The sequence below is a fragment of the Pseudomonas turukhanskensis genome, assembly GCF_027922365.1.
In the GTDB taxonomy this organism is placed as follows: Bacteria; Pseudomonadota; Gammaproteobacteria; order Pseudomonadales; family Pseudomonadaceae; genus Aquipseudomonas; species Aquipseudomonas turukhanskensis.
The window spans coordinates 1-18,736 of sequence record NZ_BSFN01000016.1 but is presented as its reverse complement, the minus strand read 5'-3'; the positions used below and the strand labels follow the sequence as shown (position 1 = coordinate 18,736).

Annotated in this window: 21 protein-coding genes and 1 pseudogene; 5 read left to right on the top strand and 17 right to left on the bottom strand. The window is 60.0% G+C overall.

Annotation, left to right across the window (positions count from 1 at the left end; genetic code table 11):
• Position 1: 1 nt before the first annotated feature.
• From PKE98_RS20545 to PKE98_RS20530, 4 genes are all read right to left on the bottom strand, one after another.
• Positions 2–1,201: a type II toxin-antitoxin system HipA family toxin gene (locus tag PKE98_RS20545; RefSeq protein WP_271197259.1), complete on the bottom strand. Its 1,200-nt coding sequence runs from the start codon at positions 1,199–1,201 to the stop codon at positions 2–4.
• Positions 1,198–1,449: a helix-turn-helix transcriptional regulator gene (locus PKE98_RS20540; RefSeq protein ID WP_271197258.1), complete on the bottom strand. Its 252-nt coding sequence runs from the start codon at positions 1,447–1,449 to the stop codon at positions 1,198–1,200. The genes PKE98_RS20545 and PKE98_RS20540 overlap by 4 nt, the downstream gene beginning before the upstream one ends.
• A gap of 75 nt (positions 1,450–1,524) precedes the next feature.
• Positions 1,525–2,118 (bottom strand): MliC family protein, encoded by a 594-nt coding sequence (locus PKE98_RS20535; RefSeq protein ID WP_271197257.1) that lies wholly within the window; start codon positions 2,116–2,118, stop codon positions 1,525–1,527.
• The gene (locus PKE98_RS20530; RefSeq protein ID WP_271197256.1) at positions 2,099–2,311 is read right to left on the bottom strand and encodes a hypothetical protein; all 213 of its coding nucleotides are present in this window, start codon (positions 2,309–2,311) and stop codon (positions 2,099–2,101) included. Before PKE98_RS20530 ends, PKE98_RS20535 begins: the two co-directional genes overlap by 20 nt.
• A 258-nt stretch (positions 2,312–2,569) precedes the next feature.
• On the opposite strand from PKE98_RS20530, the gene PKE98_RS20525 reads away from it, so the two are divergent.
• Positions 2,570–3,586: an alpha/beta hydrolase gene (locus tag PKE98_RS20525; RefSeq protein ID WP_271197255.1), complete on the top strand. Its 1,017-nt coding sequence runs from the start codon at positions 2,570–2,572 to the stop codon at positions 3,584–3,586.
• 77 nt (positions 3,587–3,663) lie between these two features.
• Here the strand turns inward: PKE98_RS20525 and PKE98_RS20520 are convergent, their stop codons facing one another.
• The 6 genes and pseudogenes from PKE98_RS20520 to PKE98_RS27240 form a co-directional block, all read right to left on the bottom strand.
• Positions 3,664–4,086: a hypothetical protein gene (locus PKE98_RS20520; protein ID WP_271197254.1), complete on the bottom strand. Its 423-nt coding sequence runs from the start codon at positions 4,084–4,086 to the stop codon at positions 3,664–3,666.
• A complete protein-coding gene (locus tag PKE98_RS20515; RefSeq protein ID WP_271197253.1) occupies positions 4,076–4,675 on the bottom strand; it encodes a nucleotidyltransferase domain-containing protein in 600 nt (199 codons plus the stop codon). Before PKE98_RS20515 ends, PKE98_RS20520 begins: the two co-directional genes overlap by 11 nt.
• A 91-nt stretch (positions 4,676–4,766) precedes the next feature.
• Positions 4,767–6,188, bottom strand: a complete 1,422-nt coding sequence (locus tag PKE98_RS20510; RefSeq protein ID WP_271197252.1) for a mechanosensitive ion channel domain-containing protein — start codon at positions 6,186–6,188, stop codon at positions 4,767–4,769.
• 14 nt (positions 6,189–6,202) lie between these two features.
• A complete protein-coding gene (locus PKE98_RS20505; protein WP_271197251.1) occupies positions 6,203–7,120 on the bottom strand; it encodes a LysR family transcriptional regulator in 918 nt (305 codons plus the stop codon).
• A 250-nt stretch (positions 7,121–7,370) separates the two neighbouring features.
• Positions 7,371–8,516 carry a methyl-accepting chemotaxis protein gene (locus PKE98_RS20500; RefSeq protein ID WP_373877894.1) on the bottom strand — a complete coding sequence of 382 codons (1,146 nt, stop codon included), beginning with the start codon at positions 8,514–8,516 and terminating at the stop codon, positions 7,371–7,373.
• A gap of 114 nt (positions 8,517–8,630) precedes the next feature.
• Positions 8,631–8,960: pseudogene (locus tag PKE98_RS27240) on the bottom strand (PAS domain-containing protein); the annotation flags it as partial.
• Between the two features lie 12 nt (positions 8,961–8,972).
• Here PKE98_RS27240 and PKE98_RS20495 point away from each other — a divergent pair.
• On the top strand, positions 8,973–9,245 hold the full coding sequence (locus PKE98_RS20495; protein ID WP_271197249.1) for a hypothetical protein: 273 nt from the start codon (positions 8,973–8,975) through the stop codon (positions 9,243–9,245).
• 13 nt (positions 9,246–9,258) lie between these two features.
• Here PKE98_RS20495 and PKE98_RS20490 read toward each other — a convergent pair whose 3' ends face one another.
• The 6 genes from PKE98_RS20490 to PKE98_RS20465 form a co-directional block, all read right to left on the bottom strand.
• Positions 9,259–10,020 carry an ABC transporter permease gene (locus PKE98_RS20490; RefSeq protein ID WP_271197247.1) on the bottom strand — a complete coding sequence of 254 codons (762 nt, stop codon included), beginning with the start codon at positions 10,018–10,020 and terminating at the stop codon, positions 9,259–9,261.
• Positions 10,017–10,937, bottom strand: coding sequence for an ABC transporter ATP-binding protein (locus tag PKE98_RS20485; protein ID WP_271197246.1), 921 nt, complete (start codon positions 10,935–10,937; stop codon positions 10,017–10,019). The genes PKE98_RS20490 and PKE98_RS20485 overlap by 4 nt, the downstream gene beginning before the upstream one ends.
• Entirely contained in the window at positions 10,934–11,842 is a 909-nt protein-coding gene (locus PKE98_RS20480) for a LysR family transcriptional regulator (protein ID WP_271197245.1), read from the bottom strand. Before PKE98_RS20480 ends, PKE98_RS20485 begins: the two co-directional genes overlap by 4 nt.
• A gap of 102 nt (positions 11,843–11,944) precedes the next feature.
• On the bottom strand, positions 11,945–12,223 hold the full coding sequence (locus tag PKE98_RS20475; RefSeq protein ID WP_271197244.1) for a hypothetical protein: 279 nt from the start codon (positions 12,221–12,223) through the stop codon (positions 11,945–11,947).
• A gap of 244 nt (positions 12,224–12,467) precedes the next feature.
• On the bottom strand, positions 12,468–13,121 hold the full coding sequence (locus PKE98_RS20470; protein WP_271197243.1) for a hydrolase: 654 nt from the start codon (positions 13,119–13,121) through the stop codon (positions 12,468–12,470).
• 239 nt (positions 13,122–13,360) lie between these two features.
• Complete coding sequence (locus PKE98_RS20465) at positions 13,361–15,718, bottom strand: DNA polymerase II (RefSeq protein ID WP_271197242.1); 2,358 nt, start codon at positions 15,716–15,718, stop codon at positions 13,361–13,363.
• 177 nt (positions 15,719–15,895) lie between these two features.
• On the opposite strand from PKE98_RS20465, the gene PKE98_RS20460 reads away from it, so the two are divergent.
• The gene (locus tag PKE98_RS20460; protein ID WP_271197241.1) at positions 15,896–16,384 is read left to right on the top strand and encodes a GFA family protein; all 489 of its coding nucleotides are present in this window, start codon (positions 15,896–15,898) and stop codon (positions 16,382–16,384) included.
• A gap of 10 nt (positions 16,385–16,394) precedes the next feature.
• Here the strand turns inward: PKE98_RS20460 and PKE98_RS20455 are convergent, their stop codons facing one another.
• The gene (locus PKE98_RS20455) at positions 16,395–17,174 is read right to left on the bottom strand and encodes a bestrophin-like domain (RefSeq protein ID WP_271197239.1); all 780 of its coding nucleotides are present in this window, start codon (positions 17,172–17,174) and stop codon (positions 16,395–16,397) included.
• A 283-nt stretch (positions 17,175–17,457) separates the two neighbouring features.
• Here PKE98_RS20455 and PKE98_RS20450 point away from each other — a divergent pair, with 283 nt between their 5' ends.
• Positions 17,458–18,009 carry a TetR/AcrR family transcriptional regulator gene (locus PKE98_RS20450; protein WP_271197238.1) on the top strand — a complete coding sequence of 184 codons (552 nt, stop codon included), beginning with the start codon at positions 17,458–17,460 and terminating at the stop codon, positions 18,007–18,009.
• Between the two features lie 147 nt (positions 18,010–18,156).
• On the top strand, positions 18,157–18,627 hold the full coding sequence (locus PKE98_RS20445; RefSeq protein WP_271197237.1) for a hypothetical protein: 471 nt from the start codon (positions 18,157–18,159) through the stop codon (positions 18,625–18,627).
• Positions 18,628–18,736 lie beyond the last annotated feature (109 nt).

Below are 18,736 nucleotides of genomic sequence, written 5' to 3'. Positions count from 1 at the left end.
CTCAAGCGAAACTACGCATAAAAGGTTCAGCCGACCTATTCAACGCGCTCACCACATGAGGCACTTGCTGACAGAGTTCGGGGAAACGCCCGATAACTGTCTTGTAGGCAGCCAGCAAGTGGCGAATCCGTTCGACCGGGTTTGCAACTTCACAGGTTACGGCAAAGTCCAGCAGTCCTTGGCGTGAGGCGAACAGGCTTTTATTACCAACCAGATCTAGCGCCAGCACATCCTGCTCGATATACGCCGTGGTGTTAACGATGTCGTAAGCCGGTGCCAGTCGAGCATCGTGTTGGCCAGGCTCGGAATAGAGCAGGCCAAAGTTCTTCAAGTGCGCATCACCATTGCCGACGATGCAACTGAGGGCGACGCTGTCGAACAACTGCCTGAGGGAAATGTTTATCTGCTCTGGAGGGCAGTACAGGCGTACGGCTTTGGCGATCGCCGAGTAACTCTTGCTGTATTTCTTTTCAGCAGAAAGCCCCATCAGCACTGCCATGTCCTCGAACCCCAGCGGATTGAGTGCGTCGTCACGATCAAAGCGGCGCATCACAAACAACTTGGCGTTATCCGACAGATAGAACTCCGGCACCGGCATGCCTGCTTCTTTGGCAATAGACATGCAAAGAAACTCATTGATAGCCAAGCCGGGGAATTCGTCTCGGCCACTCTTGATGATCAGGTCTGAGGTTTTCGAAGTGAACTTCTGTTCATCGACGTCCGGTCTTTCCGGCACCAGGACTTTGGGCTGAACCCCGGAAATACCCGCTCGCAGAATGTAGCGGTCAACCAGCTCGGCAAACAGGTCCTCGGTGCCATCCCAACGCAACACGCTTTCCAGGGTTTCACCTGTAAACGGCTGTGGGTTAAGCCAATTCTCAAGCTGTTCGGAATGTACAAATACCCGTCCAATCGGCGCATTGCCCCCAGATAAGGCAAGCAAAAGCATCGGATCGACATCAACGGTTTTAGCCAGGCGATTGCGTAGCTGCTCCAGCACATAGCCTTCAGGCAGGTTCATCTGAAACACAGGGTGCAATTCTCGGTGCCGGTACTCGCCTACCCGAACCGGCATCAACAAACTGATTGCGGTATTGGCAGCGCCGCCATCCTGATAACGAAACAGATAGTTTTCGTCGTGAAAATATAGCCGACCACTGTCGCCCTGCGGGCAACCCACGTTGAGGGCCGAGAGCTTCATTCGAACAACCCCTGCACGTCATCCAGCGTTGGCATCACCGCAGGCGTTAATTGCACCTCACAATCCAGCGCCGATAAAGCGCGGGCGTACGCACCAACGTTGACCGACTCGTCACCACGTTCTATCGCCACTATTTTTTGTCGAGGCAACCCTGCAAGGCTGGCGAGCGCAGCTTGGGTGTAGCCGCGTGCCAGCCGTTTTTTGCGAATCTGCGCGCCAATGCGCTGCGTGAGAAGATCGGGCGACATGTCTCGTATTCGTGACTTGTTAAATTAAAAGTAACTTATACGAGACATTGCGATGCGTCAAAGTTACTTTTCGCTCTACCGGCGCACGCACTTCATCTCTGGCGCCTCATACCCCCACACCACTGTCGCCCCGCCCTCGTGTTCCCACAACGACTCATTGCGGCCCTGGTATTTGCTGCCACTGGCGGCGGGCTGCGCGTACATCAACGAGGTGCTGTCGCCCAACTCGGCGATCAGGGTCGGCGGTTCGGTGGCGTAGAAGGTGGCGATCACTTGCTTGGCGGGCTGGTTGTCGCAGACAAAGCGCACCGGGCCCTTGCCTGCCACCAGTTGGTAGCGGGCTTGCAGCTCGGCAATGCGGCGCTGGTATTCGTCGGCCACGCATTGAGGTTTGTCGTCAGCCTTCCAGCATTCGTCACGGCCTTTAAGCCAGCCGCGTTGCTCAGCTTTCAAGGTGGGCGGTTTTTCGTTTTTGGCCTTGGCCTGCGCTTGCTTGTACACCTTGGCCAGTTGGTCGTCCTGGGCGCTGAGTGCCGGGGTTTTGCACACCAGCTCCTCGATGCTGCCGGCAGCGGCTTTGCTGCAGTCGAACGACGCGGCCTGCGTCAGTCCGCTGAACAGCGGGCAGAGCAGGCCCGCAACGGTCAGACTAAAAAATCGATTTGGCATTGGGTTCAATCTCCGAGTGGTGTACACGACAACCTTTGCGGTTACGGATCTCCTGGTCACTGGGGCGCTGGTGTTCAAACTCGAACACGCCGTCGCTGTACAGAATCAGGTAGCCCCATTCCAACTGCATTTCTTCCTGCCCCGGTAGCGGTGGTTTTGCCCACCAGGGTTCACGGCTGACGATTGTGCGCATTGCAGGTCCCCCACGAGTCTGGCCGACGGCAACAGGCGTTCGACACCTATACCGTAGTTTCTTCTCCCTCGCTGTCACGCCAGCCTGAGCAATTGCCCGGGCCATCGGGCCTGTGCAGTTCTGCAAAGTGGCCGTGCAGCCCTGTCTATTCCGCCGTTGCGTGCCCCACGCCATCATTTGCTCACGGTCTGACACACAGCGCAGACCAAACCTGATGCACACCTAATTCAGTCATTCAAACCTTCAAGGAGCTTCACCATGAAACTGCAAAAAACGCTGATCGCTGCCGCTATGACCCTGTCCTTTAACGCCGCCTTCGCCGCAGGTAGCCCGGGCGTGGAACAAGACACCCAAGCCTTTTTGCAGGCCCTGGAAGCCGGTGGTGGCAAACCACTTGAGCAGATGACGCCCAAAGATGCCCGCGCTGTACTGACAGGCGCCCAGGCTTCGGTGAAGTTCGATTTCTCTGATACCCAGGTACAAGACAAAGTCATCAACGCTGACGGCCAGAGCATCAAGCTGACCATCGTTCGCCCGGCCGGCGCCACCGGTACCCTGCCGGTGTTCATGTTCTTCCACGGTGGCGGCTGGGTGCTGGGCGACTACCCAACCCACGCTCGCCTGATCCACGACCTGGTGGTCAATTCCGGCGCCGTGGCGGTGTATGTCGATTACACGCCATCCCCTGAAGCCCACTACCCCACCGCCATCAACCAGGCGTATGCGGCAACCAAATGGGTGGCTGAGCACGGTAAGGAAATCAACGTTGATGGGGCGCGTCTGGCGGTCGCCGGCAACAGCGTCGGCGGCAATATGACGGCAGCTGTGGCGCTGATGGCCAAAGAGAAAGGCACGCCGAAACTGCGCTTCCAGGCCCTGCTGTGGCCGGTGACCGACGCCAATCTGGAGACCGGTTCCTACAACCAGTTTGCGCAGGGTCACTTCCTGACCAAGCCGTTGATGAAATGGTTCTGGGACAACTACACCACGTCGGCCACCGAACGTGCCGATATCCACGCCTCGCCGCTGCGGGCCAGCCTGGAGCAACTCAAAGGCCTGCCGCCTACCCTGATCCAGACCGCCGAATTCGACGTGCTGCGTGACGAAGGCGAAGCCTATGGTCGCAAGCTCGATGCCGCCGGCGTGGAAGTCACCACCACGCGCTACAACGGCATGATCCACGACTTCGGTTTGCTCAACCCGCTGGCCCATATCAGCGGTGCCAAATCGGCAATGCTGCAAGCCGGTAGCGAACTGAAAAAACACCTGCAATAAGCCCAAGAGGCGCAACAAAAAGCCGCCAGCGTAGTATGCGCTGGCGGCTTTTTTTATTGGAAAGCGACCGGTATTTGTTAACCCTTGATCACGCCGTGAATTCGTTCGAGCAACGCATCAGTGGCTGCAACCAACTCATCCAAAAGAGCCTCATCGACGTCCATGTAACCCTCGTACTCGGCCAGATTTCTTCGGCTATGGCAGAGCGCGAATAAACGCACCTGGCCTCTGCTCATGTCTAACGTGTGAGCCAGACACTCGAACACCAGATAGCGGCGATCAGAGCGATAACCCTGCAGCCGCATTGCCGTCAGGGCCAGGGCATGAGCAGCGTTATAGGCAAGGTCAAAGCGACTGGCGAAAGACAGCGCGCTGTTATGCGCATCGTGCAATCGGTGCGCTGCCGAGCGCACCAGTCCTTCACATTCTCTGCGATCCACAGGCTCCACTTTCAGCCCGCCACTGCGCACCAGGTTCTCCAGATTGTCATTACTTCCCACCCCGCTCCTCCTCCGGGTTGCAACCTAGCAGATCGATTTTTTCCTGCTGCTCTACCCGAATGACAAACGCGTTGCCGACGGCTTTCTTGCTCTGCCACTCGGCAAGGGTATGGAGCATGGGATTGATGGTGCGCCCGAGTTGTTCTTCCACGGGAAGCAGACGCGCCATGACATCGCTGTAGCTGAGGTGCTCGCCGATCAACATAAGGTCAATGTCACTACCTGCATGGTCACTGCCTTTGGCGATGGAGCCATACACGAACGCCCACTGTACCTGCTCCGCAAAGGGTGCCAGCGCTACACGCAATTGCTCGGCGACGCCAAACGTCTTGCGCACGATTCCCAGAAGCTCAGCGTAAATAGGACATTGCGCGTTGGCCTGGTAGTGCGTCTGGTTGCCTTGACGGCTAAGCGTCAGTATTCCCGCACTGTGCAAGCGCTCCAGCTCACGCATAAGGCTGCCTTTGCCCACCTGTGCCCAGCGCGCGATCTCGTTGGTGTAGAACGTCTGGTCCGGCTTTCCATACAGCAAGCCCAGAACCTTCTGCTGAGTTGCAGAGAAAAGCGCTTCGCTCAGAGAAATAGACATGACGCCCTCAATCGGTCCCAAAAAGGGAACGATAGGTCCTTTTTTGGGACCGATCAACCACGAAGCAATCAACTGCGGCGCGCGGATGCCATCATGTGCGCTGCAACCAACTCAAAAACTTGCCCTTCTTCACCTCTGCCGGCTTCTGCAGCAGCAACGACTCGGAGGCAGTGGTACGGAACGCATGCAGTTTCTTAAGGGCGTTGGAGACTTCTGTGCTCTCTTGCAAGCAGTGCTGGATATGCTCTTTGTCGATGAGGTAAATCACTGCCGAGCTTAAGGTGGTAAAGCGCCCGTGGGACGGTACACCGCTGGTGATGCCTTCTTCGCCAAGAACTTCCCCAGGGCCCATGCGCCCGGCTTCGACAAATTCGCCCTGGGCGTTGTGCACGGCGGCCGACACCACACCGGTGCCTATCACCATAAGGTGCTCGGCGACCTCGTCGAACTCCAACACCACCTGCCCGGCGATATAACGCTGGGCGAGCATGTTCTGACTGAGCTCGTCCTTCTGTTCGCTACTCAGGGAGCGGAAAATCTTCACGTCGTCCAATACGCTGCGCATCCGGCTGCGCGGCGCTTCGCCACTGCGCTGCACACCGGCCGCTTCGAGCAGGCGGTGGGCGAGGTCGAACATCAGGTTGCGCACTTCGGCGCTGTTCTGGCCGGTGGCGATAAAGCCGCTGGCTTCGTATTCCACCGCCTCCAGATCGGAGCCTTTGATCGAGACCTTGCCCGGCGGCTTGGGTAACAGGGCACTGACGCCTTGCAGGGTTTTTTCCAGGGCTTCGATCACCACCCGCGGACGCACGGCGGCCGGCACGCTGATGCTGATGGACACGCCCTGGGTGTTGGCGGCGCGGTTGAAGTTGATGACCTTGGCCTTGGCCGCCACCGAGTTGGGAATCACCACCGTGCTGCCCTGAGCGGTGCGCAGGTAGGTAGCCCGCCAGTCAATTTCAGTCACCTGGCCTTCGACCCCGTCGATGCTGATCCAGTCATCCAGCCGGTAAGGTTTGGTGGTGTTCAGCACAATGCCGGAGAACACATCGCTCAGGGTGCTCTGCAGGGCCAGACCGACGACGATGGCAACCACGCCGGATGTGGCCAGCAAGCCTTTCACCGGCAGTTGCATCACATAGGCAGCTGCCGCGACGGCGGCCAGCAGAAAAATCAGCGCACCCAGTACGTCCTGCAACAGCCGCCCGGTGTGGCCGCTGCGTGGCATCAGCACCACGCCCATCACCACCGTGGCGGTGCGGGCGAGCAGCAACCACCAGGCAATGCCCAGAATCGAGCCCAGCATATTCAACGCGGGTGATGACCAGGGCGGCGGCAGCAACGGGCTCAGGCCTGCTTCAACAATCACCACGCTGTAGGTGAGAAAAAACACCACCCGCAGCACCACGCGCCAGAGCTTGGCGTCGGCCGGCAACAGGCGCCAGGCAGCGATATCCACCAGCAACAAGGCCGTGGCGATAAGCAGCAGGTGACTGTTGATCAGCTCGAGCATGGGACGTCCTGTGGTTACAGCGGTGGTGTGGGCTTGCGGCACTCGCCGCGCAGGCGCACGGCATCGTTTTCGAAAATCTCTTTCAACCAGTTGCCGACCGCCTGAAAGCGGCCGATGCGCCCGGCATCGCGGTGGCTGAGCAACCATACCTCACGGTGCACTTCCACATCCTCACTCAAGCGACGTAGACCGATGCGATCTCCGAGCAAACAGGGCAGCAACGCCAGGCCCAAACCCGTTTCGCAGGCATTGACCAAGGTGCTTACGCTACTGACCCGCAGCGGGTAATGCGCCAGTGGGGCGATGTCCCGCAGCCAGCGCATCTCGGCCATTTCCGCTAACTCTTCGCCGTAAGCCAACCAAGGCTGGTCGCACCACAGATCACGGGGAATGTCGGCATAGCGCTCGGCGCCATACACGGCAAAGCCCAGATCGCCGACCTTGCGCATCACCAGCGCGGCATCGTCTTGCGGGCGGGCCAGGCGCAACGCGAAGTCCGCCTCGCGGCGGGTGAACGACAGCGCCTGATTGGCCACCAGCAATTGCAGCTGCAGCTGCGGGTGGCACTCCATCAAGGCGGGCATATGGTCGACCAGCCAGTGGCTGAAGAGAAAGTCGATGGAGGTAATGCGCACCGGGCCGGCCACGCCGTCGGCTTCGCTGCAGGTGTCCACCAGCATGCTTTTCACATCGCCGAGCACCCGCTCGGCATAGTTGAGAAACACCGTGCCGGCTTCGGTGGGGTGGTAGCCGGCGTTGTCGCGGATAAACAGTCGACGCTGCAAGGCTGCTTCGGCCGCCGCCAGGCGCCGGCTCATGGTCGAGGGGTCGATACCCAGCGTGCGCCCGGCGGCACTCATGCTGCCTTCACGGGCCAGGGCCAGCAGCAGCGGAATGTCATTCCAGTCGAAATTCGCGGCATTGGAATCCACAGGCGCTCCTTATCCTCAGGTCGAGGTGACAGACAAACCCTCATCGTCACCGCCGGTTAGCGCACAAGCATAGAATTCTGGTGCTCACCTGGGAAAGGAATTTGCGGGGATTGTGTGGACTGTGCGCCACCGTCATCCCCGCGCAGGCGGGGATCCAGAATGTTGCGTCGTACACACAATTGAGTCTTTGCCGGGAGTCTGGCTCCCCGCCTTGGCGGGGAAGATGGAGTCACAAAGTAAGACTTGGTTTTTAATCGCTACGCGCCCGCCCCATAAACTGCTCAGCCAACAACTGCAGGTGCTCGGCCAGCCCCGCCACATGCCCGGCCGCCGTATGGCTGCGGTGGCTGGCCTGCACGTTGTTATGCGTCGCCAGGTTAATGCCATCGAGGTTGCGTTGAATGCTGTCGCCCACCGCACTTTGCTCCTCCACGGCAGCGGCGATATGCACGTTCATATCGCTGATTTCCCCCACGCGCTGGTTGATGTCGCTGAGCGCCCGTGCGGCCAGCACCATTTGCTCGACGCTGATTTTCGCCTCGACGTGGCTGCTCTGCATGGCCGCCACCGCGCGTTCAGTCGCCGCGCGCAGGGTGTCGATGGTGCCTTTGATATGCGCCGTGGACTGCTGAGTGCTGGACGCCAGTGCCCGCACCTGATCGGCCACCACGGCGAACCCACGCCCGGCATCACCAGCACGGGCGGCTTCGATGGCAGCATTCAAGGCCAGCAGATTGGTCTGCTCAGCAATGCCCTGGATGACCGCCAGTACCTGGTCGATTTCCTGGCTGTGGCGTTGCAGTTGGTGAATGGCGCCGTCGGCCTGCTGCACTTCTTCAGCCAGGCTGACGATATGCCGCCGGGTGCGTTCCACCAGGCTGAGCCCGCTGGCGGCCTCCTGATCGGCCACGCTGGCGGCACTGGCCGTGAGCTGCGCACTGCGCGCCACGTCTTGCACACAGCTGGCCATTTCGCTGATGGCGCTGGCCACCTGCGCGGTTTCGTCCTGGTGCTGGAGCGTAGCGGTGTTGCTACACGCCACGGCGGCCACCAGGTCACTGGCTTCCTTATGCAGGCGCCGGGCGGAATCGGAAATACGCGCCACCACGGCGCGGTGTTCGGCACTGAGCATATGCAGGGCGAAATCGATCTGGCCGAACTGGTCCTGCCGGCCGGTGTACAGCACCTGGCTCAGCGGATTCTCCGCCAGGTTGCTGGCTCGCTTTGCCAGGCGGTCCAATGGCGCCAGGCCCATGCGCAGGGTCAGGTACAACGCCAGGCTCAGCACACCGGCAGAACCAGCTGCCGTCAGCCAGGGCAGTGCGCCGCTCGCCGCCAACAAGGCAAAGCCCGCGGTGCAGGTGGCGGCGCCCGTCAGGCTGAGCCGCTGGCGCACTGACAACACCGACCGGCGTAGCGCGCGAGGCTGTTTGCCGGCTTCCAGTTGCCGATACAGGTCCTCAGCCGCCGCCTTCCACTGCGGCAACGGTTCGCTGCGAACCGATTGATACTCCACTACCGCGCCATTGCGCAGTACCGGCGTGGCATAGGCGCTCACCCAATAGTGGTCGCCATTTTTGCAGCGGTTTTTCACCATCCCCATCCACGAGCGCCCGCTCTTCAACGTGGCCCACATATGTTCGAACGCAGCCGGCGGCATATCCGGGTGGCGCACGATGTTATGGCTGCTGCCCAGCAGCTCGTGCTCGGCAAACCCGCTGATCTGGATAAAGGCCGGGTTGACGTAGGTAATGCGGCCCTTGGGGTCGGTGGTAGACAAGATGCTGGCGTTGGCGCCCACCTCCACTTCGCAGCCACTGACCGGCAGATTTATTTTCATGGGAAGACCTCGGTGGCGAAAGAAAAACGCTGCAAGCCCGACAAACTGCGGGCAATAAAAAACGCCGTGTTGGCCCGCTCAAAAGAGCAGACCATCACGGCGTTAGGGGTGCGGGCCTCCCTGGCCAGTGGTTGGCAGTTACAAGGAGCGAGCGTGCGCTCGCTAGGGAAAACCCGGGCCGAACACATGGTGAGAAGCACCAACCTGAATACGTGGCGCGCTATGTATCACGCGGTTCAGGTGGTGCTTGTTGATGCAAGTCAGACGATTCAGGCGATGCAGTAGGACAGCGCTTAGATCAGTGCTGCAAGCGGTAACCGGTGCGGAATATCTGCCCAACGATCACGATGCACACCAGCAAAAAGCCGAGCAGAAACGCGACATCCACCATGGGGTTGAATTCGGTGACATCGAAAAACGCCCAGCGAAACGCGTCTACCAGGTACACCACCGGGTTGAACAGGCTGATGGTCTGCCAGGTCGGCGGCAGCATATTCAGGGAGTAGAAGCTGCCACCCAGAAAGGTCAGCGGGGTAATCACCAGGGATGGCACCACTTCCAGCTTGTCCCAGCCGTCCACGCACAGGCCGACGATAAAGCCGAGCATGCTGAACGACACCGCGCACAGCAGCAGAATGAAAAACGCCCAGAAGGGATGCGCCACTTCATACGGCACAAACACCCGTGCAGTAATCAGAATGGCAGCGGCCAGCACCATCGACTTGACCACTGCCGCGCCGACATAGCCGAACACGATCTCGGTGGGCGACAAGGGTGCCGACAGAATTTCGTAAATAGCCCCGGAGTAGCGCGGCATGTAAATGCCGAACGCCGCGTTGGAAACGCTCTGGGTGAGCACCGCCAGCAGGGTCAGGCCCGGCACGATAAAGCTGCCGTAAGGGATGCTGCCAATTTCGGCCATGCGCGAACCGATGGCCGAACCGAACACCACGAAATACAGCGCTGTTGCCAACACCGGCGCCGCCAGGCTCTGCATCAGGGTGCGCACCGAGCGGGCCATTTCAAAACGGAAGATGGCGTGGATGGAATAGAAATTCATGCAGGCTTTCTCAGCAGTTCCACAAAGATATCCTCAAGGGAGCTTTCGGATGTGTGCAGGTCTTTGAAGTCGATATCGTTGGCGGCCAGGCGCCGCAGGAAGTCGGCAATGCCCTGGTTATCGCGGGCCACATCCAGCACCAGCTCGCGGCCCTGGTCCACCAGCTCCACGGGAAAGCCGGCCAGGTCGGCGGGCAATTGGGTAAGCGGCTGCTGCAATTGCAGGCGCAATTGACGACGCCCCAGGCGGGCCATCAGGTCGGTTTTGTTTTCCACCAGCAACAGGCGGCCATCGCTGATGACGCCCACGCGGTCAGCCATTTCTTCGGCCTCTTCCAGGTAATGGGTGGTAAGCACGATGGTCACGCCCCGGTCGCGCAGGCGACGCACCATTGCCCACATATCGCGTCGCAGTTCCACATCGACACCCGCCGTGGGCTCATCGAGAAACAGCACCTGCGGCTCATGGGCCAGGGCCTTGGCAATCATTACCCGGCGACGCATACCGCCGGACAACGTCATGGTGGCGTCATCGCGTTTGTTCCACAGTGAGAGGTCGCGAAGGATTTGCTCCAGCAACTTCGGCGCCGGCGGTTTGCCGAACAGGCCACGGCTGAAGCGCACGCTGGACAACACGCTTTCAAAGCCTTCATTGACCATTTCCTGCGGCACCAGCCCAACCTTGGCGCGCGCTTCGCGGTACTGGCGCGGCAGCTCATGGCCATCGATATGAATGCTGCCGCCCGTGGCTTTTACAAGCCCGCAGACCGCGCCAATGAGGGTGGATTTGCCGGCACCATTGGGGCCCAGCAGGGCGAAGATTTCGCCGTGTTTGATATCCAGATCAATTCCGCGCAAGGCCTGATGGCCATTGGCGTAGGTTTTTTCCAATCCCCGCAGGGATATAGCGTTACTCATGCAGCATCACCCAGGCATTCAGTAATTTTGCTGCGCAACCAGCGTTGCGCAGGGTCCATATCCTGGGTCGCTCCCCAGGCCATGGACAGATCATAAACCGGCGCCTCGAAGGGCAGTTCGTCTACGCGCAACCCTCCGTTGGACGTCAGCGCGGCGGCGGCATAATCCGGCACCGTGGCCACCATTTGCGTGCCGGGCAGCAACTGGCTCAAGCCGTAGAACTGCGGCACCGCCAGTTTCACCTGACGTTTGCGCCCGCGCTTGGCCAGCTCTTCATCGATAAAGCCACTGAGGTCACCGGCGAAGGTCACCAGGGCATGGGGGCGCTCGCAATACTCGTCCATGGTGATCGGCGTGGTGCCGGCATCGCCGCGCACCATCACCGAACGGCTGCGGCGCAGGGTTTTGCATTTAGCGTTGGCAGGCAGGTCGCCCACATAGCAAATGCCCAGTGACACCTCGCCCGCCGACAGCTGATTGCAGATCGACAGGTAATGGGTGCGGCGCACCACAAGCGTTACATGGGGCGCTTCCACACTGAGTACGCGCATCAGCTGCGGCAACAGCCCAAGCTCGACGTCATCGCTCAGGCCGATGCGGAATACTTCACGGCTGGTGCAGGGGTCGAATTCAACGCTCTGCCCTATGGCCGAGGAAATGGTGTCGAGGGCTGGGCGAAGCAGGGTTTCCAGCTCGATGGCGCGCGGTGTGGGCTCCATGCTGCGGCCGACACGCACGAAAAGGGGGTCGTTATACAGGGTACGCAGCCGGCCCAGCGCAGCACTGACCGCCGGCTGACCGAGAAAAAGACGCTCCGCCGCGCGGCTGACATTGCGCTCGATCATCATCATTTCGAAAACGATCAGCAGATTGAGGTCTACGCGGCGAAGGTCGATTCGGTTCATGGCTGTTGCTCCCTGTGGTGTGGGAGCAATCATCTGCCGGTTGGCCGTGTCTGAGAATAGACAGGGCTGCAAAGGGCCTGTGCACAAATGCAAAGGCCGAGATCAGTTCTCGGCTTTGTCTTTGGCAGTTTCCAGTTCTTTCATGCGTTTATCGTAGATATCGCAGTGGCTGGCCTTGTCGGCAGACTTGGTCTTGAGGTTCATGTCCTCGATTTCGTCGTTGATCTCTTTGGCTTTCTGCGGATTCTGTTCGGTGAGCTGATGCACTTTGGCCGCCAGTTGCTGGGCCTTCTGCTCGGCTTCTTCGGGCGTACAGCTGGCCCAGGTGGAACCGGCGGCAAGCAGGGTAGCGGCGGCGGTAATGCTTAATAGCAGTTTCATGATCCTGTCCTTTTGGCGCTGTGGCTCTCGTTCGGTTGAGGGCACAGGCAGCCTATAGTTCAGGTAAAACGACAGAGCACAGTTCACCGTCATTGCGGCGCAGGCCGCAATCCAGAATCTGGCGGCCGGCCAAACGTCGCGAAACATCCAACGCTTTGGGTGCCCGCCTTCGCGAGGAAGACGGTGGAAATACAAAAATCCCCGCCAGTGGGTTTAACACTGGCGGGGTGCGCTTACCCTTCCATCAATGCCCTTCAGACGCGTTGAACATGGTCTTGGCATAGATCAAGCCCAGGCCGTAAGCACCACCGTAGGCGATGGAGTTTTTCACGGTTTCGTCGTAGGTCTCGCCACGGGCCCAGTCGCGTTGCAGTTCGAGCAGGTATTGCAGCGAGGTCATGGGGCGGGCGCCCAGTTGGATCATGCGTTGAATCGCCATTTCATGGGCTTCCACCGATACGTCGCCACAGGCGTCGGCGATGAAGTACACCTCAAAGCCCTGGTCCAGTGCCGACAGTGCCGGGCCAACGATGCACACCGATGTCCAGAGGCCGGCCAGGACGATTTTCTGTTTGCCGGCAGCGTTCACTTCTACCGCAATGCGCTCGTCTTCCCAGGTGTTCATGCTGGTGCGGTCGATGATGGTGTGGTCGGGAAATGCCGACTTGATTTCATCGAAGATCGGCCCGGAAAAGCTTTTGGCGGCAACCGTGGTAAGGATGGTGGACACCTTGAATTCACGAGCTGCGTTGGCTACCAGCGCGGCGTTGTTGCGCAGGGTTACTGCATCAATCGACTTGGTGGCAAAAGACATCTGCGACTGGTGATCGATCATGATCAGGGTGTGATCGTCGTGGTTCAGGAGGGTCTTGGCTGGAGCTGCTTTTGCGATTGCCATGGGTAAATTTCCTTTTCAGTTTTAATGGTGTGAGTAACGGGTTTATTTGCAGTCGTTGGTTTGTTTGCAAACCGTGGAGCCATGATGACCCGTTGCTGAAAAGCGCGGAATAGACAGGGTTGCACGGCCACTTTGCACAAATGCAAAGGGCCTGGATGGACGATTTGTGCGTAGAAAATGACAACCAGATGAAGCGTGGCGGATATCCGTTGCACAGATATTCGCCCCACGGATTTGCGTTAGAACAAATCCAGCTGGCCGCCCACCAAGGTGCCGAAGTCGTCGTCGACAAAGGGCAGAATCGCATCCGCCACCGGCTGCAGTTGGCGGGTGAGGTAGTGGTCGTAGTCGATGGGCGAGGTGATGGCTTCCAGCGGCTGAGGACCTGCCAGCGTGATCAGGTAGCTGATCCAGCCACCGCGTTGGTATTGCCGGGGCCGCCCCTGCTCAGCGTTGTATTCATCGGCCAGCCGCGCCGCCCGCACATGCGGCGGCACATTGCGTTCGTAGTCGGCCAACGGGCGGCGCAGGCGTTTGCGGTACACCAGTAAATCGTCGTGCTCGCCGGCCAAGGTGGCCGCCACGTAGTCGCGCACATAAGCCTGATAGGGCTGGCGGCGAAAAATGCGCGAATACAGTTCCTGTTGGAACTGCTGAGCCAACGGCGACCAGTCGGTACGCACGCTTTCGAGGCCCTTATAGACCATCTGCTCGCCCATCAACCCCGCGTAGCGCTTCTTGCTGCCCTCCTCCGCACCACGGATGGTCGGCATCAGAAAGCGGCGGAAGTGGGTTTCGTACTGCAACTCCAGCGCGCTGGTCAGCCCGAACTCGCGTTGCAGGTGTTCACGCCAGAAGTCGTTGACCATTTGCACCAGCCCCCGGCCGATAACGCCGGCCTCGTCTTCACCGTGCTCGCGCCCAAGCCAGACGAAGGTGGAGTCGGTGTCGCCATAGATCACGGTATGGCCCTGAGCCTCGATCAGCTCGCGGGTTTTATGCATGATCTGGTGGCCACGCAGGGTGATGGACGAGGCCAGGCGCGGATCGAAGAACCGGCAACCACTGGAACCCAGTACACCGTAGAAGGCGTTCATGATGATTTTCAGCGCCTGCGACAGCGGCTTGTTGCCCTCGCGCTTGGCCTGCTCGCGCCCCTCGGCGACGCGCGAAACAATGGCCGGCAAACAATGCCGCTCGCGGGAAAAGCGCGCCCCACGAAAGCCCTCGACGCTGGCACGTTCATCAGGCTCGCGCAGCCCTTGCACCAAGCCCACCGGGTCGATGAGAAAGCTGCGAATGATCGAGGGGTACAGGCTCTTGTAATCCAGCACCAGCACCGACTCATACAGCCCCGGTTGCGAGTTCATGACAAAACCACCGGGGCTGGCCTCGGGCGGTTTTTCGCCGAGGTTAGGCGCCACGAAGCCCTGACGGTGCATCAGCGGCATATACAAATGGGTGAAGGCCGCCACCGAGCCGCCACTGCGGTCAGCCGGCAACCCGGTGACGCTGGCACGCTCCAGCAAAAAGCTCAGCAGCTCGGTCTTGGCGAAGATGCGTGTGACCAGTTCGCAGTCCTTGAGGTTGTAGCGCGCCAGGGCGGGCTTGTCCTCGGCGAACATGCGGTCGATTTCGTCCATGCGCTGGTAAGGCGTGGAAATATCCTTGCCCTCGCCGAGCAAAGTTTGCGCCACATTTTCCAGGCTGAACGAAGGAAAACTCCAGGTTGCCGAACGCAACGCTTCGATGCCGTCGATGATCAACCGGCCGGCGGCCTCGGCAAAAAAATGATTGTTGCGGCTGCCATGTTCACGCCAGCCCATGGCCTCGCCATCGCGGCCCAGGCGTAGCGGCACTTGCAGTTTTTGCGAGTGCTCAAGCAACACCCGCAGGTCGAACTGCACCAGGTTCCAGCCAATGATGGCGTCCGGGTCGTGGGTGGCCAGCCAGGTGTTCAGGCGCTCCAATAGCTGAGCGCGGGAGGCGCAATACTCCAGGTCGAAAACCACCTGGCTGTCATCGGCGTTGGCCGGGCCGAGCATATACACCTGGCGCTGGCCGCAGCCTTCAACGGCAATGGAATACAGCTCGCCATGGCGGGTGGTTTCGATATCCAGCGAGCACAGCCTGAGCTGCGGACGGTAATCGGGCGCAGGTTTCAATTGGGCGTCATCGAAACCGCCTTGCCCATCCGGGGTGCCGGAGAACAGCACCGGTGCGGTGATAAAGCGCTCCATCAGATAGCGCTCGGGCGGCCGCACATCGGCCTCATACACGTCCACGCCGACACTGCGCAGCAGCTTGTCGATGTTCATCAATTGACGATGCTGGCGGGTGTACAGACCCAGCACCGGGCGGTGGTGGAAATCCTGCAGCTCGAGCTCGCGCAGTTCCACGTCCTTTTCTTTGCCGAGCATGCCTTCCACGCGCAAGCGCTGTTCGGCGGGCACAAAGGCCACCGAAGTCTGTAACGGCAAGCGCAGCAGACGCGGCCCCTCATCGGTGGCCAGCCAGAAACTCACCTGAGTGCCCGCCGGGGTGTCGCGCCAATGCCGCGACAATAAAAAGCCCTGCTGTAGGGGTTGCTCTGCCATGGAAACGCCTTGAGGAAGATGGGGCGATTCTACTGTATCGATATACAGATAGCAGACAGATTTTCCTCGGCAACTACTCACACATGAGAGGTTATCCGACCGACGTATTGGCCAAACTAGCCCTTAGGCGGTCTAGAAAACGGAAAGCACCTTGCAGCCCTTCCAGGAGAATTGCCCATGCAGCTCAAAGGTTCCTGCCACTGCGGCGCCGTCGCCTTCAGCCTCACCAGCGCCCATCCGTACCCTTATCAGCGCTGTTACTGCTCCATTTGCCGCAAAACCCAAGGTGGCGGCGGCTATGCCATCAACCTCAGCGGCGACGCACGCAGCATGAAAGTACGCGGGCGCAAGCACATCAACATCTACCACGCCAAAATCAAAGCGGCTGGCGGCGCTCGCGCCCATACCAGCAGCGCCGAACGGCATTTTTGCAGCCAGTGTGGCAGCGCCCTGTGGCTGTATAGCCCGGAGTGGCCGGAGTTGATTCACCCGTTTGCCAGCGCCATTGACAGCGAGTTGCCAGTGCCACCTGAGCACACCCACCTGTTGCTTGATTCCAAGGCCAGCTGGGTAGAGATGGATAAGCGCAAAGGTGACAAGACGTTCGAAGGTTATCCACAGGAATCCATTGCCCAGTGGCACCAGCGATTGGGGTTGGAATGCTGAAACGGTGGCTTCAGAGGTCGTCCTGAAACAGCTTCAAGGCCTCGTCGAAAGCGTCTGGCGTGACCTGCAGGCTACCGCTGAACGGGCTGTCCAGGGCCATCACTAGCAGCAGACAAAAACAGATTGCAGCGGCCAGGGAACCGACCATCAGCGCCTGACTGCGGTTGTTACCCGTGCGCAGCGATATCGCAAACGCCACGGTAATAAAGCCCCCACCCAGCAGCAGCCCCCACATCATCGGGGCTAGCTGCTCGCGGCTATCGAATATGCGGATACGACGGTGGCCGGTCAGGTTTTGCAGGTTCTCGTACACCCGTTGCTCCAGTACCTGCTGGGTATGGTTGTTTTCAGGCAGGTCGCGCTGCAAATTCCACAGCTGGTGAAGCGCCTTGCTGACCTCGTCGCTGGGCTGGCCATTCATCATCAGTGGCCATTCACGTTCCACCACCTGCTGGGTATAGGTATGCAGAGCCGCTTGTAGCGTCGAGCTTTGCGGCTCCGGCAACTCTTTTGAGAGGCGCAAGAGCGTGACGATGGCGTTGGACTCCTGGGAAACGTTGTTACGTGCGTTCTCGAATTCTTCGTATACCGCCGAAATAGTGAAGGCCAGGGTGATACTGAAAATTGCCCCCACCATCTGGAAAATTGCCACGCCTACATCGTTTTCATCGGGCTGGCACCTCAGATGCCGGCCTGCCAGCCAGGAAGCTCCCGCAGCCAGCAGCGCACCGCCCAGCACCAGCACAACAAACAATATCCAAAGGGGAAAACTGAGAAGGTAGAGCTGCATGGCAGGGTTATTCCGCGCACCTATTGAGCGGCGCTAGCCTGCTGTACAGCACCTGGCTGCGAAATCCCCTACGGCCCAGCATCGCGTCGGCTAACGGCCAACCTGCCGAGAGAAATCGGCGCTCAGACCGGCCCTGGCTGAGTGCGCTGCGCTGCGCCAACAATCCGCGGAACGGATCGTTGCTGAAGCGGCTATCATCTCGAGGCTTCTAAAGCTAATGTTTAGCCTTTACGGTGCTAAAACTTCCGACCCACCCAACCAAGTACGTTGAGCTAAGGCGATTATGGCCATCAGAGAAACCCTTCGCCCGGGCGGGCGCAGCGCCCGTGTGCAACAGTCTGTACACCAGGCCGTGCAAGCCCTGCTGGCCGAGCGCGACCGCGATGAGGTCACAGTGCCGCTGATTGCCGCGCAAGCGGGCGTAACCCCTTCGACCATCTACCGGCGCTGGGGCGACTTGACGGCGCTGTTGGCCGACGTAGCGGTTGAGCGTCTGCGCCCGGACGCCGAGCCACTGGACACCGGCAGCCTGCGCGGTGATCTGCTGGCCTGGGGCGAACAATACCGCGAGGAAACGGCCTCGGGGCCCGGCCAGGCGATGATCCGCGATGTGCTCGGCAGCGGCGAAAACGACTCGCCCTGCCAGTGCTATGCCTACACCGAAAGCCTTATCCAGATCATGCTCGACCGCGCCGTGGCCCGTGGGGAAAAGGTCCCCTCTGCCCGCCTGGTAATGGACCGCTTCGTGGCGCCGGTGGTCTACCGGCTGCTGTTCACCCCCGAGCCGGTGGATGAAGCGCACGCGCAGACCTTGCTGCTCGGCTGCCTGCCCTGACGAGGCGGCAAGCGCTTGCCGCATTTGGCAAAGCGGCGCCGCCAACACACGCACACGCCGGCTGAAAGCCCCGATATAGAGCCATCACTGAAGTTGGCCCGTGATGTGCAATCGGTGCTACACCCCTCAGCCAATGGCAATGCCCCCATGACCAGCGTATCGAGCAACCTCTCGCTGCTGAGCTATATCAGCTCCATCTCCAAGTCCGATTCCAGCGACAGCACAAAGGCCGCCACCGGCACCAGTGCCGGCACGGCGACAGACACCAGCACGGAACAAAGCCAGGACCCGATCGGCGATCTGCGTAAATACGCTGCCGCCATCGTGGCGCAGTCGCGTGGTGGGTTATTCAGTGCCATGGCCGGTGTGGAGCAGACCAGCGCCAGCCAGTCGCCGACCTCCAACTTCAGCGCCAGCAGCGCCATTGAGTTGCCGGATGTGGCCAGCATGAGCCGCGACGATGCGGCGAGCCTGCTCCCCCAGGTGCAGAAGTTGATCGACAAGGGCCTGGGCGACTCGGTGTCGGTAGCCGGCTTTAACGCCGACCAGCAGACCGACTCGCTGGAAACTTACCGCGACTGGTTGCAGAGCAAGGCGGGGATCAGCGTTTACGTTTGAGCGTTTGCTGTGGGTAGATACCGTCTTGCCCATCAGTGGGCAAGCGCCTTTTGCACATCGAAGGGTTGTCCCGATTTGAGTACACCATAGGCGATGTGCAGCAGCTTGC